General features: G+C 62.1%; 15 protein-coding genes. 5 read left to right on the top strand and 10 right to left on the bottom strand.

The window, feature by feature from the left end; all coding sequences use genetic code 11:
* Window position 1 precedes the first annotated feature (1 nt).
* From kdsA to A9D60_RS24800, 3 genes are read right to left on the bottom strand one after another with little or no spacing between them, the layout of a single operon-like run.
* Window positions 2-835, bottom strand: a complete 834-nt coding sequence (gene kdsA, locus A9D60_RS24810; protein WP_065270056.1) for a 3-deoxy-8-phosphooctulonate synthase — start codon at window positions 833-835, stop codon at window positions 2-4.
* A 15-nt stretch (window positions 836-850) separates the two neighbouring features.
* The gene (locus A9D60_RS24805) at window positions 851-2,500 is read right to left on the bottom strand and encodes a capsule biosynthesis protein (RefSeq protein ID WP_065270055.1); all 1,650 of its coding nucleotides are present in this window, start codon (window positions 2,498-2,500) and stop codon (window positions 851-853) included.
* On the bottom strand, window positions 2,478-3,137 hold the full coding sequence (locus tag A9D60_RS24800; RefSeq protein ID WP_019296077.1) for an ABC transporter ATP-binding protein: 660 nt from the start codon (window positions 3,135-3,137) through the stop codon (window positions 2,478-2,480). Before A9D60_RS24800 ends, A9D60_RS24805 begins: the two co-directional genes overlap by 23 nt.
* Window positions 3,138-3,404: 267 nt before the next feature.
* On the opposite strand from A9D60_RS24800, the gene A9D60_RS24795 reads away from it, so the two are divergent.
* The 3 genes from A9D60_RS24795 to A9D60_RS24785 all read left to right on the top strand — a co-directional run bounded on the left by A9D60_RS24795 (window position 3,405) and on the right by A9D60_RS24785 (window position 5,294).
* A complete protein-coding gene (locus A9D60_RS24795) occupies window positions 3,405-3,998 on the top strand; it encodes a uracil-DNA glycosylase family protein (RefSeq protein WP_065270054.1) in 594 nt (197 codons plus the stop codon).
* Window positions 3,995-4,786 carry an SseB family protein gene (locus A9D60_RS24790; RefSeq protein WP_065270053.1) on the top strand — a complete coding sequence of 264 codons (792 nt, stop codon included), beginning with the start codon at window positions 3,995-3,997 and terminating at the stop codon, window positions 4,784-4,786. Before A9D60_RS24795 ends, A9D60_RS24790 begins: the two co-directional genes overlap by 4 nt.
* 94 nt (window positions 4,787-4,880) lie before the next feature.
* Window positions 4,881-5,294: an ester cyclase gene (locus A9D60_RS24785; RefSeq protein WP_065270052.1), complete on the top strand. Its 414-nt coding sequence runs from the start codon at window positions 4,881-4,883 to the stop codon at window positions 5,292-5,294.
* Window positions 5,295-5,359: 65 nt separating this feature from the next.
* Here A9D60_RS24785 and yghU read toward each other — a convergent pair whose 3' ends face one another.
* Window positions 5,360-6,235 (bottom strand): glutathione-dependent disulfide-bond oxidoreductase, encoded by an 876-nt coding sequence (gene yghU / locus A9D60_RS24780; RefSeq protein ID WP_065270051.1) that lies wholly within the window; start codon window positions 6,233-6,235, stop codon window positions 5,360-5,362.
* 272 nt (window positions 6,236-6,507) lie between these two features.
* Here yghU and A9D60_RS24775 point away from each other — a divergent pair, with 272 nt between their 5' ends.
* Window positions 6,508-7,026, top strand: a complete 519-nt coding sequence (locus A9D60_RS24775; RefSeq protein WP_065270110.1) for a YHS domain-containing (seleno)protein — start codon at window positions 6,508-6,510, stop codon at window positions 7,024-7,026.
* A gap of 387 nt (window positions 7,027-7,413) precedes the next feature.
* Here the strand turns inward: A9D60_RS24775 and A9D60_RS24770 are convergent, their stop codons facing one another.
* From A9D60_RS24770 to A9D60_RS24740, 6 genes are all read right to left on the bottom strand, one after another.
* Window positions 7,414-8,412: an NAD-dependent epimerase/dehydratase family protein gene (locus A9D60_RS24770; RefSeq protein ID WP_141118057.1), complete on the bottom strand. Its 999-nt coding sequence runs from the start codon at window positions 8,410-8,412 to the stop codon at window positions 7,414-7,416.
* On the bottom strand, window positions 8,328-9,431 hold the full coding sequence (gene rfbG / locus A9D60_RS24765) for a CDP-glucose 4,6-dehydratase (protein WP_065270049.1): 1,104 nt from the start codon (window positions 9,429-9,431) through the stop codon (window positions 8,328-8,330). The genes A9D60_RS24770 and rfbG overlap by 85 nt, the downstream gene beginning before the upstream one ends.
* Window positions 9,431-10,261, bottom strand: a complete 831-nt coding sequence (rfbF, locus tag A9D60_RS24760) for a glucose-1-phosphate cytidylyltransferase (protein WP_065270048.1) — start codon at window positions 10,259-10,261, stop codon at window positions 9,431-9,433. Before rfbF ends, rfbG begins: the two co-directional genes overlap by 1 nt.
* Window positions 10,258-11,616 carry a lipopolysaccharide biosynthesis protein RfbH gene (rfbH, locus tag A9D60_RS24755; RefSeq protein WP_065270047.1) on the bottom strand — a complete coding sequence of 453 codons (1,359 nt, stop codon included), beginning with the start codon at window positions 11,614-11,616 and terminating at the stop codon, window positions 10,258-10,260. The genes rfbF and rfbH overlap by 4 nt, the downstream gene beginning before the upstream one ends.
* An 87-nt stretch (window positions 11,617-11,703) precedes the next feature.
* The gene (locus A9D60_RS24750; protein ID WP_065270046.1) at window positions 11,704-12,573 is read right to left on the bottom strand and encodes a glycosyltransferase family 2 protein; all 870 of its coding nucleotides are present in this window, start codon (window positions 12,571-12,573) and stop codon (window positions 11,704-11,706) included.
* An 867-nt stretch (window positions 12,574-13,440) separates the two neighbouring features.
* Window positions 13,441-14,037, bottom strand: a complete 597-nt coding sequence (locus A9D60_RS24740; protein ID WP_065270044.1) for a GcrA family cell cycle regulator — start codon at window positions 14,035-14,037, stop codon at window positions 13,441-13,443.
* 160 nt (window positions 14,038-14,197) lie between these two features.
* Between A9D60_RS24740 and A9D60_RS24735 the strand changes: the two genes are divergently transcribed.
* Window positions 14,198-15,010, top strand: a complete 813-nt coding sequence (locus A9D60_RS24735) for an ABC transporter permease (protein ID WP_065270043.1) — start codon at window positions 14,198-14,200, stop codon at window positions 15,008-15,010.

Here is a 15,010-nt window from a genome sequence, read left to right as displayed (position 1 = left end):
GTCAAATACGGATGGGGTCGGCCTTGGCCAGCGCATCAAAGGCCATCAAGGTTTCAATCAAGCGTGGCATCTGGTCGAGGTAAATCATGTTCGGGCCATCGCAGGGGGCGTTGTCCGGGTCCTGGTGGGTTTCGGTGAAGACCGCGCCGATTCCGGTGGCGACCGCCGCACGCGCAAGAACCGGTGCGAACTCGCGCTGGCCGCCGGAAGAGCCGCCCAAGCCGCCGGGCTGCGCCACCGCATGGGTTGCGTCCATTACAACCGGGTAGCCGGTGCGGGCCATCTCCGGCAGTGACTGCATATCGACCACCAGGCGGTTGTAACCGAAGGAAGCGCCGCGCTCGGTCAGCAGAATGCGCTCATTGCCCGTGCTTTCGATCTTGGCGACCACATTGGGCATGTCCCAGGGCGCCAGGAACTGGCCTTTCTTGACATTGATTGCCGCACCGGTGCGGCCTGCAGCCAGCAGCAGTGAAGTCTGGCGGCACAGAAAGGCCGGAATCTGCATGATGTCGCAGACCTCGGCAACAGGTTCGCATTGGTCCGACTCGTGAATGTCGGTCAGCACCGGCACCCCGATACTGTCCTTAACGGACTGCAGCACTTGCAGGCCTTTTTCCAGACCCAGAGCAGGCTTGGCATTCAGCGAAGTCCGGTTCGCCTTGTCGAACGAGCCTTTGAACACATATTGCGCACCAGCCTTGTCGCAGGCTTCTTTCAGGACACCTGCAATCATCTGCGCGTGATCGGCGCTTTCCAGCTGGCACGGCCCTGCAATCAGCGTCAGGGGGCGGTCATTGCCGATATTGAGATCGGCGACTTGGACATTTTTCATGAGCTTCCGATGGCTTTACGATGACACCTGCTCCCGCAGGATGGACGCGGTGAGCGAACACATCAGGTAGATACCGGAAAAGATCAGGAATGCCAAAACGGTATTCTCGAATTTGCGCGGATAGGAGGGTTCCTGACTTGCAACCGGCTCCACCGCGGTGGTCAGGTAGCGCACCTGGCGGTTGGCCTCCATGCGGGTGGTTTCCATTTGCTGCAAGGCTGATTGCAGCATCAGGTCGCGGGTGGCGAGGTCGGCCTGGGCCATCTGGATCTGGATGCGCAAGCTGGCGAGCGAATTTTCGCCGGCGGAGGCATCCACCATCCGGTTGTTGAGGCTGGCAATCACCGCCGCCAGCCGTTTAATATCCGCTTCGGCGCCGGACACCTTGGCGCGGTTGGGGCGCGCATTGTCCTGCAGCGCAGCCAGCTCCAGCCGTTTTTCCTCAAGCTGGATCTCAAAGTTGCTGATCTGCGACCGCAGCGCAGCCACCACGCCTTCGGGGTCCAGAACCGCGCCCTGCTGCTGCAGCACCACCAGGTTGTGCTGCGCGGCCCGGCGCTTTTCCTCGGCAGCGGCCAGCGCGGCCTCGGACTCGGCCATCTGGTCGGCCCGTTTCTGCTGCGAGAGGTTGTTCACCTTTTCCTGCGCGTAGGAGATCAGCCTGCGGGAAAACTCCGCCGCCACTTCGGGGTCGGCGGCGGAGACCTCCATCCGGACCACGCCTTCGGTGGGGTCATAACCGATCTTCACGTTGCGCTTGTAGGTGGCAAAGGCCTCTTCGTTGGTGGGGTCCGCTTCCAGCCGCTGGATCGGATCGAGCCAGTCCTGGGTGAAATGCGTCTTGAATCCGGATTCCGAGTCCAGCCGCAGCATGGCTTCCTTGGATTGCAGGTAGTCCTGCACCGCGATCGAATCCTGGCTGGTGGCAAACTGGGTGCCGCTGAGCAGCCCGCCGACACCGCCGCCCGCGCCGCCATCGGCCTGCAGCACCAGGAAGGCGGATTTGGAGGAGTACATCGGCGTGGCCACCGCATAGAAGTAATAGCCCGCAGCCAGCGTCGGCAGCATCACGAAGAACGCGAGCCGCGCCGCCAGCAGTGTCAGTTTGCGGCGGCGGCGGCGGGCGATGTCGCGCTGGATATCCTGGATTTCTCGGGCGCGCCGCTCCGCCGGGCTCAGCTCTGCTGCGGGCAGGTTGGTCCGGCCAGCCGGAACCGTCTGCGGCAGCTGGATGGCCCCCGGGGCAGGCGGGCTGCCCGCGGGCTGCGCCTTGTTCTGGGGCACCACCAGTTCCAGCATGTTGGCGCGTTTGAACGGGTCGATGCCGCGCTCGCGCAGCATCCGCACCGCCTCAAAGTCGGAGGTTGCAGGCAGGTTGTGCTTTTGCGCCATCCGCCGTGCCAGGCGCAGCTGGCGGCCGGTCAGCCCTTCCTGGCGGATCGCGTCGAGATCGGTTTCCATCTTGGTTTCGCGGGCAGAACTGACCATGCCGGAGAGCGGCGCGGCAGACTTCCCGGCACCGGCGGATGCGGGTGCGGCAGCGTTCGCCGCAGGCCTTGCGGCTGCAGCGGCAGGCTGCTCCGGCGCCTGCGGCTTGGCCTCGCTGCCGTCCGCAGGGCCGCTGCGGCGGATGCGGAACTTCTTAGCTCTCGGTTTCGTAGTCATAGAGCTGTTTCGCTTCTTCCAAAGTGTCAAACATGTGCAGCTGCCCCTGCAAAAGGACGGCAGCTGAACGGGCAAATTTTTCCAGTGTCTTGGCCTGGTGCGAGACGATGATGATGGTGGTGGTCTGCAGCCGTTCCTGCAGGATCTCGCCGGCCTTGCGGTTGAATTCCACATCGGTGGTGGAGGGCATGCCTTCGTCGATCAGGTAGATGTCGAAATCCAGCGCCAGCATCAGCGAGAAGCTGAACCGTGCCCGCATCCCCGAGGAATAGGTGCCTACCGGCTGGTCGAAATATTCCTTGAGCCCGCAGAGCCAGCGGCAGTAGGCCTCCACGTAGTCCGGGTCCAGCCCGTAAAGCTTGGCAATGTAGCGGCAGTTCTCCATCGCCGACAGACGGCTGATGACGCCGCCCATGAAGCCGAGCGGAAAGGAGACCTTGCAGTTGCGGCGGATCTCGCCCTCATCGGGTTTTTCGAGGCCTGCCATCATGTTGATCAGGGTGGTCTTGCCGGTGCCGTTCGGCGCCAGAACGCCCAGCGATTTGCCCGGCTCAATACGGAACGACACGCGGTCAAGGATCACCTTGCGCTGGGTTCCTGTCCAAAAGGACTTGCTGACGTTCTCAAACTCAAGCATCGCTTGTTCCGGTACTGCCCGTGCGGCCCTGTGGCGGGCTCTCTCAACTGCCTTATTGCCCAGGCGCTTGCGGTGCGCCTATGGCCCTTTCTTATCAAAAGAGTGTTAATGGCCTACGCGGTGAATTTGGCCTTATTATGTCGAATTGTGACATAAACCATCAACCAATTCTTAACCATTTTGCCGCTGATCCGGGCCGCAGGGGGCGGAAAATGCAGGCAGAAGCGGTTTGCGGGGTGCCAGGTGACTGTTTCCAGGTCTGAAACAATGGAAAGCAGCCGGCGGCTGAAAGACCAGATTCGCAGCTGCCGGATCTGCGCGGACCGTTTTGCCGCCACTGCCACCGCGCATGCGCCGCGCCCTGTGGTGTGGTTCCGGCCCTTGGCCTGCATCCTGATTGCCGGTCAGGCGCCCGGGCTGCGGGTGCATCAAAGCGGGCGGCCCTTCACCGATCCCTCCGGCGACCGGCTGCGGGCCTGGCTGGGGCTGACGGAGGCGGAGTTCTATGACAAGGACCGCGTCGCGGTGGTGCCGATGGGGTTCTGCTTTCCCGGCTACAACGGCAAGAAAGCCGATCTGCCGCCGCCTGCGGTCTGCGGCAAAACCTGGCATGGTCAAGTGATGAATCACTTGCCGGAAGTACAGCTGAAGGTGCTGGTCGGCGCCCATGCGCAGCGTTACCACCTCGGCGTCAAGGGGCCGGTGACGGATGTTGTCCGCGGCTGGCGGGATCATGCGCCGCAGGTCTTCCCCTTGCCGCACCCGTCCTGGCGTAATACCGGATGGCTGAAGAAAAACCCCTGGTTCGAGGCGGAGCTGCTGCCGGTTCTGCAGGCCCGGGTGAAGGAGCTGATGCGATGAGCGAACAAACCCCGCTGGATCTGGCCCACGCCGCAATGGAGGCCGCGCCCGAGAACGATGCCGCCCGGCTGCGGTTTTATGAGCGGCTGGCGGATGCGGAACTGTTCCTGATGCTGGAGACGGAAGCTGAGGGAGAGCAGATCTCGCCAGTGCTGTTTGATACGCCCGACGGCGCCTTTGTGCTGGTCTTCGACCGCGAGGAGCGGCTGGCGCAATTTGCCGGCCAGGCGGTGCCATACGCGGCGCTGTCGGGCCGGGTGGTGGCGCAGATGCTGGCCGGGCAAGGGATCGGGCTGGGGTTGAACCTGGAGGTGGCGCCCTCGGCCTTTCTGATCCCGCCGGAGGCCATCACTTGGCTGAACCAGACCCTGGGCCATGCACCGGAAGAGGTCGAGGCAGGCGTCACCGAATTCACTTCGCCCAAGGGCCTGCCGGAAGCGCTGCTGACGGCGCTGGACGCCAAGCTTGCGACTGCGGGCGGACTGGCGGCAGCGGCCTATCTGGCCGGGGTGCGCTATGCAGGCGGCGGGCATGGGCATCTGTTGGGCTTTGTCGGCGCCAAGGAGGCCGCGCAGGCCTCGCTCGCCAAGGCCGCCAGCGAGGCGCTGACCTTTTCCGGCATCGAGGCCGGGGCGATGGATGTGGGATTCTTCGAGGCCGAGGACCCGGTGGCGGCCAGCCTGGCCCGTGCCGGCCTGCGCTTTRACCTGCCGCAGCCCAAGGCGCCGCAGGAAATGAAGCCGGTTATGCCCGGCAGCGATCCCGAAAAGCCGCCGCGGCTCAAATAGGCATTCCTCGCCGTTCGCCGTTTTCGCCTTATCTGCTGCTGCAAGGGCAGGGCTGCGGCCCGCGCCCGGCAACCCAGCAGGGAGGGAGAGAACGATGTCCATCAAACAGACAGCCCATGACTTCTGCGAGGCCTGCGATGCGGGCAAGGGATGGGACGTGTGCCGGGAATGGTGCACGCCGGACGCCACTTTCTCGGTCCAGGCGGATGCGCTGGCGGAAATCAAGTCGCTTGCAGACTACACCGAATGGGCCAAGGGTCTGCTGACGCCGATGCCGGACGCCCATGCCGAGTTCAAATCCCTCACGGCGGATGAGGACGCCAGCCGCGCGGTCCTGTTTGCAGTGTTTCATGGTACCCATACGGCGGATGCCGGCAACGGCGCGCCGACGGGCAAGAAGGTCGCTTCGGACTATGTCTATGTGCTGGATTTCGACGGCGGCAAGATCCGCCACATGACCAAGGTCTGGAACGACGTGCACGCCCTCACGCAGGTGGGCTGGATGTAGAAAAAGCGCCCGCTACGCGGCGGGCGCTTTGACTGTCTGAAACCTGCTTGTTGCAAGCAGGATGATTATTCCGCTGCTTCCAGCTTATCCTGGGTCCGGGAGTCGAAATCGCCGGCGTTGTGGCGCTCATGCAGCTGAAACGCCGGATCGCCCGACGTGCGGTTCACCATGCGGCCGCGCTGCACCGCCGGGCGGGCGTCGATGGCCTTGGCCCAGCGGACCACATTGGTGTAGCTGCCGGCATCCAGGAACTCCGCCGCGTCGCCATAATTGCGGCCCAAAACCAGCTGTCCATACCAGGGCCAGATGGCGATATCGGCGATGGTGTATTCATCACCCGCAATGAACTCGCGCTCTGCCAGCTGCCGGTCCAGCACATCCAGCTGGCGCTTGGTTTCCATCGTGAAACGGTCGATCGGATACTGGAACTTCTCCGGCGCATAGGCATAGAAATGGCCAAAGCCGCCGCCCAGGTAGGGCGCGCTGCCCATCTGCCAGAACAGCCAGTTCAGGGTCTCGGTGCGGGCCGCACCCGCCTTAGGCAGGAAGGCGTCGAACTTCTCCGCCAGATGCAGCAGGATCGAGCCGCTCTCGAACACCCGCACTGGTTCCGCGCCGCTGCGGTCCAGCAGTGCCGGGATCTTGGAGTTCGGGTTCACCTCGACAAAGCCGGAGCTGAACTGGTCGCCGTCGCCGATCTTGATCAGCCAGGCGTCATACTCGGCGTCCGCGTGGCCCGCGGCCAGCAGCTCCTCGAACATCACGGTGACCTTGACCCCGTTCGGCGTCGCCAGAGAATACAGCTGGAAGGGATGCTTGCCGACGGGCAGATCCTTGTCGTGGGTGGCACCGGCAATCGGGCGGTTGATGGAGGCAAACTCGCCGCCGTTCGCCTGTTCCCATTTCCAGACTTTCGGCGGGGTATAGGGGGTGTCGCTCATCTGTCGGCCTTGTCCTGATTGTTTCCTGTTGCGTCTCAATCGCACGCGCCGCGGCGATCGGTCCAGCCAGACATAAGGGGCGTTTCAAAAATTCCAATGACTGGAAGGTCTGCGCGCGGAAATTTTACAATCCGCTCACATCCTCTCGTCCCCGGACACAGAGCCGTGAGCCCCCCTTCGCATTTGCCGCAGCGGCAGTAATGTCAGTGCCAAGGCCGGTGCGTTGGACCGGTGCCCAAGTTGAAGCGATCACCGATGAAAGGGATGATTTCATGAAACGTCTTGTTTTTGCTGCTGCGGCAGCGCTCTCCTTTGCCCTGCCAGCCTTTGCCGGGGAGCAGTATGTCGATGGCACCGGCTATGCCGTGTCCGGCTATGACGTGGTGGCCTACCGCAGCCTGGAGATGAACCCGGTCGGCACCCCGCAGACCGCTCCGGTGCGCGGCAGCACGGAGTTCACCGCCGATTACAACGGCGCCACCTGGGCCTTCGCCTCGGCAGAAAACCGCGACAAGTTTCTGGAAAACCCTGCCTATTACGCGCCGCAGTATGACGGCCACTGCGCCTATGGCCTCTCCAAGGGCGGCAAGGTGCCGGCCAACCCGAACCTCTGGCGCATCGTTGATGACAAGCTGTACCTGAACATCACCGATGTTGTGGTTGGCTTCTGGGAGGAGGACATCCCCGGCAACATCAATCTGGCCGAAGGCAACTGGCCGGGGATCGAACCCAAGGCGGCCTCTGACAGCGTGATCCCGAAGTTCACCTCTGAGGGGCCGGTGGCCAACTGATCCGGGCAAGCAGGCAAGGCGAGCGCTTTGCCTGCAAACCCAACCCAAAGCAGCCGTTGCGCCAATCTGCAGCGATAGACGGCAGAGAATGTGCAACGGAAGTGCTGAATTTTTTCAGCGTGCGCAGCGCGCCAGTGCGCTGCACGCGCTAAGTTTCTCTCTCTCTCCGCATGGAAGACAAAAGTGCTGCTTCTGAAACACTGTGCGGCAATGACTTCCGGAGGTTATGCCGGAGTTTCAGTCGGCATACGTCCCAGGTCCGCTTTTCCTTTTTGAGATTTTTTTAACCGGCGGAGACAGGGGAAACCGGCTATTGCCGGCAGTGCTGCCCCGCCTTTCGTTTGCGCGAAGCGCAAACTTGCATCAAAGGGCATGTCTCCTGGCGCCTTATGCGTTTTCAGATTGGAGGCATGAACTTTCCATAAGCTCAGCCAATCCGGTTCGCAAATCGACCTGCGGCGACCAGCCTTCAAGTTGCGGACTGCCGGTCCAGTGTTTCATCCGCTCACCAGATTTGTAGGGGCGGGCGCCCCAGTTTGCCGGAACCTTCTTTCCTGACAGGTTTTCGATTTCCCGGGCAAGAAGCCGGGGTGTGATGGTTTGCCCGGATGTGACCTGACATATGCGGTGGCGCCCGGCTGCTTCAGGTTTTGCAACTTTTTGCGCGGCGAGCATGACAGCAGCAACGGCATCCCTGACATGAAGGACATCCAGCTCCTGCTCTCCCGGCGACAGATCTATTGCCTGGCCGCTGATTGCGGCGTCAATCAGCAGCCGGACAAGCCTGGGCCGGTTCTCGCCCGGGCCATAGATCACCGGCGCCTTCAGCGTGATGGCGGCAGCATTGCGCTGTTCGCAGTAGTAAGAGATGATCGAGGCCGCCGCGACCTTGGTTGCGGCATAGAGGCTGTTCGGGCTCAACCCTCCGGACTCGCCATGCTCAAGGCATGTGCCAAGGTTCACGATGGGCAACCCGCCGCATAGATGCCCCGCTTCACATAGCGCGGTAGTCAGAAGCAGATTGCTCTGAACCAGATCATCGACGTCACTTGCCGAGTGTTCAGTTAAAACACGGCCGCCGCAGTGAAAGATCAGATCCGGTGCAAAGCCGCGGGCGGTTTCGACAATGGCCTCCGTTTCTGTCGGGCTTTCGAGCCAGGTCACGTTCTTTGAGGCCGGGCCTTTGCGTCCTGGGCGAACCAGGCATCCAGCCAGTATTCCGGCTTCGATCAGGGCGGTCTTGACGTGTTGCCCGAGGAAGCCGGTTGCCCCTGTCAAAAGCACACGGCTGCTGGAGAAGGTCATTCGGCCGCCCTTGCGGTATAGCTGGAGATCTGGGAGTGGACGAGAGCGTTGCGCGCTTGCAAATCCGGTGATTTGTACCACGCTGCTGTCATCCCGATCATTTCCCGCCACGCCAGCTTCGGCCGCCAGCCCAGCAAGTGCCTGGCCTTAGTGCAGTCCAAAGCCAGCAAGCCCGCCTCGTGCAGGCCGCCGGGGCAGCTCTGTGTTCTCCAGGAAAGCTCATGGCCGAGCTCTTCGGCAAGTGCATCGACGGTCTCCGCGACTGTTCTGGTGGACCCGGCGTCAGGGCCGAAATTCCATCCCTGTGCGGCCTTTCCGGGGTCTGTTGCCCCTGTTTCTGCAAGCAGGAGATAGCCGGAAAGAGGTTCCAGAACATGCTGCCATGGACGGGTTGCCTGCGGGCAGCGGATATCCAGTTTCCGCCCTTCGCGCAGCGCACGCACGGCGTCGGGTATCAGGCGGTCCACACTCCAGTCGCCGCCGCCGATGACATTGCCGGCACGGGCGCTCGCCAGGCTCACGCCGTGGCTGGAATGCCGGTCAGGCGGAAAATAAGACGACCTGAACGCCTCCGTAACAAGCTCCGTGCAGCCCTTGGAGCTGGAGTAGGGGTCATGCCCGCCCATCTGGTCGGTTTCGCGGTAGCCCCAGACCTGTTCGCGGTTTTCATAGCATTTGTCGCTGCTGACAACGACGATGCTGCGCAGGCCGGGCAGATCGCGGCAGATATTCAGCACATGCACGGTGCCCATGACATTGGTGGAATAGGTGCCAACCGGGTCAGTATAAGATTTGCGGACGATGGGCTGTGCTGCCAGGTGCAGCACGACTTCCGGGCGGAACGCTTCGATGGCTGCGCGCAGCGCTGCCTCATCGCGGGTGTCGCCGCAGATGTGGTCCATCCGTGACGCCAGGTCCAGTTCATCAAAGAGGCTCGCTGTTCCTGCAGGCAGCCCTTCGGTTGCGGGCGGCAGCGCATAGCCGCGCAGGTTTGCGCCAAGGTCCAGCAGCCAGGATGAGAGCCAGCTGCCCTTGAAACCTGTGTGGCCGGTCACAAAAACACGGCGGTTGCGCCAGAAACCGGAAGATATGCCCTGCATCAGTGAAGCCCTTTCCAGGATTGCGGCAAGTGCTGCCGGGGAGCGGAGGGCTGGACCTGGGCTCCCTCCCACAGTTTCCAGGGCGCGCGGCCCTCTTTCCACAGCGTTTCGAGCGCGACCTTGTCGCGCAGGGTGTCCATCGGCTGCCAGAACCCGTCGTGGTGGTAGGCTGCCATTTCGCCGGCTGAAACCAGCCGCCGCATTGGCGCGTCTTCCCACATGTCGCTGTCGCCGCCGATGGTATCCAGGGCTTCGGGCTCCAGAACGAAGAACCCGCCGTTGATACGGCCGCCTTCGCCCCGCGGCTTTTCGACAAACCCGGTTACCGACCGGTCGCTCAGTTCCAGAAGACCGAAACGGCCCGGCGGTGCCACCGCGGTCACGGTCGCCTTTTTGCCGTGGGATTTGTGGAAGGCCACCAGGCTGGAGATGTCGATGTCGCCGACCCCGTCCCCGTAGGTCATGCAAAAGGTGTCGTCGAGCAAGTGGCGCACCCGTCTCAGCCTGCCGCCGGTCATGGTTTCCTCGCCCGTGTCGATCAGGCTGATCCGCCAGGGTTCGGCGCTGGCGCGGTGCACCTCGACGGAGCCGCGCGCCATGTCCAAGGTCACGTCTGACATCTGCAGGGCGTAATTGGCAAAGAACTCCTTGATCAGGTAGCCTTTGTAGCCCAGGCAGATGACAAAATCCGTGATGCCATGGGCGGTGTACATCTTCATGATGTGCCACAGGATCGGGCGGCCGCCGATCTCGACCATGGGCTTGGGCTTGAGGCTGGTCTCTTCGGCCAGACGGGTGCCGAGGCCGCCTGCCAGGATCACGGCTTTCATTGCGCGGCTGCCTTTCCGCCGATCAGCTGGGTGCGGGTCACCTCAGCAAGCGTTTCGACCATGTAATCCAGCTGCTCGGCGCCAAGGCCGGGCCAGACCCCGATCCAGAAGGCGTCGTTCATCAGCTTGTCCGTTACAGCAAGGGAGCCGGCCACGCGGTAAGGCGCGCGGGCAAAGGCCGGCTGGCGGATCAGGTTGCCGGCGAACAGCAGCCGGGTGCCGACTTTTTTCTCTTCAAGCGCCGCCGTCACGTCGCGGCGGCTAAGCGGAACGCCATCCCGGATGGTCAGCAGAAAGCCGAACCATGAGGGGCTGGTGCCCGGCGTGGCTTCCGGAAGGTGGTAGTATTCTTCAAGGCCGGCTGCCCTGACCCGTTGCACCAGCCCGTCAAAATTTGCCCGCCGCGCCGCAATGAAACGGTCCAGTTTCCGGAGCTGGCTCAGACCGACCGCAGCCTGCATGTCGGAGACCTTCAGATTATAGCCGATATGGCTGTAGGTGTATTTATGGTCGTAGCCTTGCGGCAGATCGCCTAGCTGCCAATCGAACCGTTTGCCGCAAGTGTTGTCGGTTCCCGGCGCGCAGTAGCAGTCGCGTCCCCAGTCCCGGAAGCTTTCGCAGATCCGGGCCAGGCGCATGCTGCTGGTCAAGACCGCACCGCCTTCGCCCATCGTGATGTGATGCGCCGGATAGAAGCTGAGCGTGGCCACATCGCCAAAGGTGCCGACGCCCCGTGCCGAGCCATCGGATGTTGCGACCGTAGCGCCGAATGCATCGCAGCAGTCCTCAATCAGATAGAGGTCATGCGCACGGCAGATTTCGGCGATCCGCACCACGTCAAAGGGATTTCCCAGACTGTGCGCGATCATGATCGCGCGGGTCTTGCTGCTGATGGCGGCCTCGATCAGGTCTACGTCCACGTTATGGGTCGCAAGGTCCACATCGACGTAGACCGGAATACAGCCGTTCTGCAGGATCGGCGCAACGGTTGTGGGAAAGCCCGCCGCAACGGTGATGATCTCTGACCCCGGTTCAATCCGCGCCTTGCCCAGCTTCCAGGACGTGAGCGTTGTGAACGCCAGCAGGTTCGCGGCGGACCCCGACACCGTCAGCTTGGAGAGCTTGGTTCCGAACACTTGCGCCAGCTGCTTCTCGAAATCAGCCGCATAGCGGCCCGCGGTCAGCCACATGTCCAGCGCCGCATCCACAAGGCTGGCGCAGTCGTCCCCATCCATGACCTTGCCAGAGGGGGGAAGGTAGGTCTCTCCCGGCACAAAGGCGGGCTTCGGCTGTTGTTCAAAGAACCTGTGCGCGGCAGTAACAATCTCTTCTCGGGATGGCTGCTCTCGTTCCATGCTCAATAATCCCTTGGTTATCAATTTCGGGGGCGGGGGGCTGACCTGATTCCGGCTCAGCCATTGGTTTGCTGCGGCGGGCTGTTCCTAGGTTTCTGCAAGCGCGGCCATTACTTCTGTTTCCGAGGGGAGTTGCCCCTTGATGGACGCGCGCATCATGCTGTTGTCGCCCAGGTAAAAACGCATGAAGCCAGGTTTCATGGCCTCGTAACGCGCTGAGGGCATAATGTGTTTGCAAGCCCCGAAATATTGCACGAGGCCGTCAAAAACCGCCCGGTGCGCGGACCAGGCTCCGTCCTCCTTTTCATCCGCGTTGAAGTACACCAGAGGGTAGCCAAAATAGTGCGCGGTTCCCTTTTGCCAGGCCAGTTGAAACGGCACCGCGTAAAGATGCAGGCTCCCGATGAAAGCTTCCAGCTTGCCGTGGATCTTCTGCAGATGCGTTGACTTGTAGAACAACCCTGCGTGCCGCGGGATGTAAAACAGCATGACTTTGTGAAAAAGGGCGCTGTCCGGCTCAAGGAAAGACACTCTGTTGTATGGTCCTTCTTTCAGATTGTAGTTTTGGGGTGCTGCCTCGGATCTCAGTTCGAGGTGATCGAACAAAATGGCGTCCTGGTTCTGACGGGCCGCAACCTCAAGGAGATCGAAGGGATGCGCGAACCCTTTTGCAAAAAGGTCATCGTCGCTGATTGACAGCACAAAGTCGCAGGTCTGGCTGACACGCTGGTAAGCTGAGTGCATGTTGCTGTCGAAGCCATCTCCGGGGTTCACCAGATAGCTGTCGCACAGCGCCTCGATCTCACGGCGTCGCGGGTTGCCGGGTTCGCTGTCGGTTACGCAGATCTCGAAAGAAAGATCCCCCCGGTAGGTAGACTTGTATTCTCCGATCTGGTGCAGCAGGCGAAGAAGGCTCGCGTGGCGCTTGTACGTGGGGATCAGAATGCAAACCTTCATGTTCTGCCTTATCTGAAATGGTTCTGAAAAATTTCTTTGCTTTTGAATGGTGTAGATTTGACTCGGTTAACAAGGGGTCAACAAGAGGCAATTTCTGGTTGTTTCTCATCCTTTTCAGTTGCTTTGCTCAACGGAAGAGGCGGCAAGGTAAACCGGTTCAGCTGCACAACTGAGAAGGCAACCCGGGGCGCAGCAAAAGCCGGGTTTCAAAGGGACTGGATCCGCTGTGACCAGGCGATCCGCAATGTGAAACCTGTGCTGCGCCGACATGCCGGCATTGATTTGCATGCTGGAAACACATGCCGGAAAAACCGGTCCGGAATCCCGTTTGCCCTGCCTTCAAAAGGTGAAAGGGCTGCGCGAAAGCCGCTTGGTTCCGCTGACCAAAGTTGCACCGGCGAAAAGTCCATCACGCTGACGGCAGTCCCGTTATGCGGGAGTGCGGGGCTCTCCGCCAAAACGTGCGCTCAAGCCGCAACAACCCGGATTGCCTGCTCCTGGATGGCCGAAACCGGCTGCAGTGATAGAGCAGCTTCTCGGCCGTGCTTCACACAGTTCTTGAATGACTGCTGTTGCAGCATTGGCTGCAAGGCAGCGGTGAGCGGAAGCTGCGCCAGCAAGCACACGGGCAGGAAACCGCGGCAGAGACCCGCTGAGATCTCGCTCAGTCCAATACTCAAAATGCCTGCTTCATTGTGCAGACCGGACACAGCTTGATGATTTGGCTATGCTGCGGAAGTTAACCGCCAGATGCGGTTGCACATTCGGAACGCATTCTGCCACGCGGCCTCAATTGCCAAATGGCAGGCCGCGCAAAAAAAGCCCCGGACGCAATGCCGGAGCTTTGAATTCTCTGTCCGGCGCCGGTCAGCGGCGGCGGTCGCGGCGCGAGGACATCGGCTGGAACGCCACGCCCACATGCGCCTCGCAATAGGGTTTGCCCTGCTGCGAGGGCAGGCCGCAGAACCAGAAGTCCTCGGTCGCCGGGTCGCCGACCGGCCATTTGCAGGTGCGCTCGGTCAGCTCCATCAGGCTCAGCTTCTTGGCCTTTTTCTCGACCTCGTTCACCTTGGCCAGCGCCTCGGGGCTGATTTCATTGGCCGAGGGCTGCGGCGGCAGCGGCTGGCCGGCCGGGATGATCTGGCGGCGCGCAGGCGTTGCCGGTTTGGCGTCTGCCGCAGGCTGGGCTGCGGCCGGACGCGCCGGTTCGGTCTTGGGCTGCGGTTTGGGCTTGGCTGCTGCGGCAGGCTTCGGCGCGGCGGCCGCGGGGGCGGCGGCCGGCTTTTCCTTCGGCTCAGCCGCCTTGGATCCGCCGCTGTTGCGGTTGGACAGGCCGAGCCGGTGCACCTTGCCGATCACGGCGTTGCGGGTGACGCCGCCCAGTTCCTTGGCGATCTGGCTGGCCGACTGGCCCTCGCCCCACATTTTCTTGAGCAGTTCGACGCGCTCGTCTGTCCAGGACATCTGTTGCCTTTCCAAGCTAATAGCGGCCCCAGGGGTTCTGCGGCCGCCATCATATTCAGTGTGATCCCCTATTCTAATCACTGCGGGCGGAGTTACAAGGCATCTTGCGCCTATTGGCACAGCCGTTATGCAGTCCCGGCAACGAAATGCGAGGGGCAGCATGGCGGATCAGGGCTATCAGGTGGAATTGGGCGCACGCCGGTTCAGGCGGGTGAACTGGCTGGGGCTCAAGGCGCTGGCCTGGCGCGAGGTGAAGCGGTTCCTGGCGGTCTGGACCCAGACCCTGCTGGCGCCGCTGGTGACCGCGGCGCTGTTCCTGATGATCTTCAACATCGCCATCGGGCCCAAGCGCGGCGATGTGATGGGGGTGCCCTTCCTGACCTTCCTGGCGCCAGGCATCATGATGATGACGGTGATCCAGAATGCCTTTGCAAATACCTCATCCTCCATCGTTATTGCCAAGGTGCAGGGCAATATCGTCGACACGCTGATGCCGCCCTTGTCGGGGCTGGAGATCCTGCTGGGCTATCTGGCCGGCGCGGTGGCGCGCGGCACGCTGGTGGCGCTGGGCATCGGGCTGGGGCTGATGGCAGTGCTGCAGATCGTGCCCGCGCACCCGCTGACGGCGCTGGTGTTCATCGTGCTGGGAGCGGCCTTCTTGGGCGGCCTGGGTATCGTGGCCGGCGTGTTTGCCGACAAGTTCGATCAGATGGCAGCGATCACCAATTTCATCGTGACGCCATTGGCGTTTCTCTCCGGCACTTTCTACTCGGTGGAGGCGCTGCCGCCGGTTCTGAAAGTGATCTCGCATCTGAACCCGGTGTTCTACCTGATCGACGGGGTGCGATTCGGGGTGATCGGCACCTCCGACAGCCCGCCCTTGCTGGGGCTGATGGTCTGCAGCGGCGCCACCTTTGCCGTCTGCCTGCTGGCCTGGGTGATGCTGCGTACGGGCTACCGGCTGAAACCCTGA

Source organism: Leisingera sp. JC1 (genome assembly GCF_001679925.1).
GTDB lineage: Bacteria > Pseudomonadota > Alphaproteobacteria > Rhodobacterales > Rhodobacteraceae > Leisingera.
This window is presented reverse-complemented; position numbering and strand designations above follow the sequence as displayed.

Excerpts from the sequence above, each read along its gene's own strand:
- A9D60_RS24800 (WP_019296077.1), bottom strand. The coding sequence starts at position 3,137 with ATGCTTGAGTTTGAGAACGTCAGCAAGTCCTTTTGGACAGGAACCCAG.
- A9D60_RS24785 (WP_065270052.1), top strand. The coding sequence starts at position 4,881 with ATGTCCATCAAACAGACAGCCCATGACTTCTGCGAGGCCTGCGATGCG.
- rfbG (WP_065270049.1), bottom strand. The coding sequence starts at position 9,431 with ATGCAGGGCATATCTTCCGGTTTCTGGCGCAACCGCCGTGTTTTTGTG.
- A9D60_RS24735 (WP_065270043.1), top strand. The coding sequence starts at position 14,198 with ATGGCGGATCAGGGCTATCAGGTGGAATTGGGCGCACGCCGGTTCAGG.
- rfbF (WP_065270048.1), bottom strand. The coding sequence starts at position 10,261 with ATGAAAGCCGTGATCCTGGCAGGCGGCCTCGGCACCCGTCTGGCCGAA.
- A9D60_RS24795 (WP_065270054.1), top strand. The coding sequence starts at position 3,405 with ATGGAAAGCAGCCGGCGGCTGAAAGACCAGATTCGCAGCTGCCGGATC.
- A9D60_RS24740 (WP_065270044.1), bottom strand. The coding sequence starts at position 14,037 with ATGTCCTGGACAGACGAGCGCGTCGAACTGCTCAAGAAAATGTGGGGC.
- A9D60_RS24750 (WP_065270046.1), bottom strand. The coding sequence starts at position 12,573 with ATGAAGGTTTGCATTCTGATCCCCACGTACAAGCGCCACGCGAGCCTT.
- yghU (WP_065270051.1), bottom strand. The coding sequence starts at position 6,235 with ATGAGCGACACCCCCTATACCCCGCCGAAAGTCTGGAAATGGGAACAG.
- A9D60_RS24805 (WP_065270055.1), bottom strand. The coding sequence starts at position 2,500 with ATGACTACGAAACCGAGAGCTAAGAAGTTCCGCATCCGCCGCAGCGGC.
- A9D60_RS24775 (WP_065270110.1), top strand. The coding sequence starts at position 6,508 with ATGAAACGTCTTGTTTTTGCTGCTGCGGCAGCGCTCTCCTTTGCCCTG.
- kdsA (WP_065270056.1), bottom strand. The coding sequence starts at position 835 with ATGAAAAATGTCCAAGTCGCCGATCTCAATATCGGCAATGACCGCCCC.
- rfbH (WP_065270047.1), bottom strand. The coding sequence starts at position 11,616 with ATGGAACGAGAGCAGCCATCCCGAGAAGAGATTGTTACTGCCGCGCAC.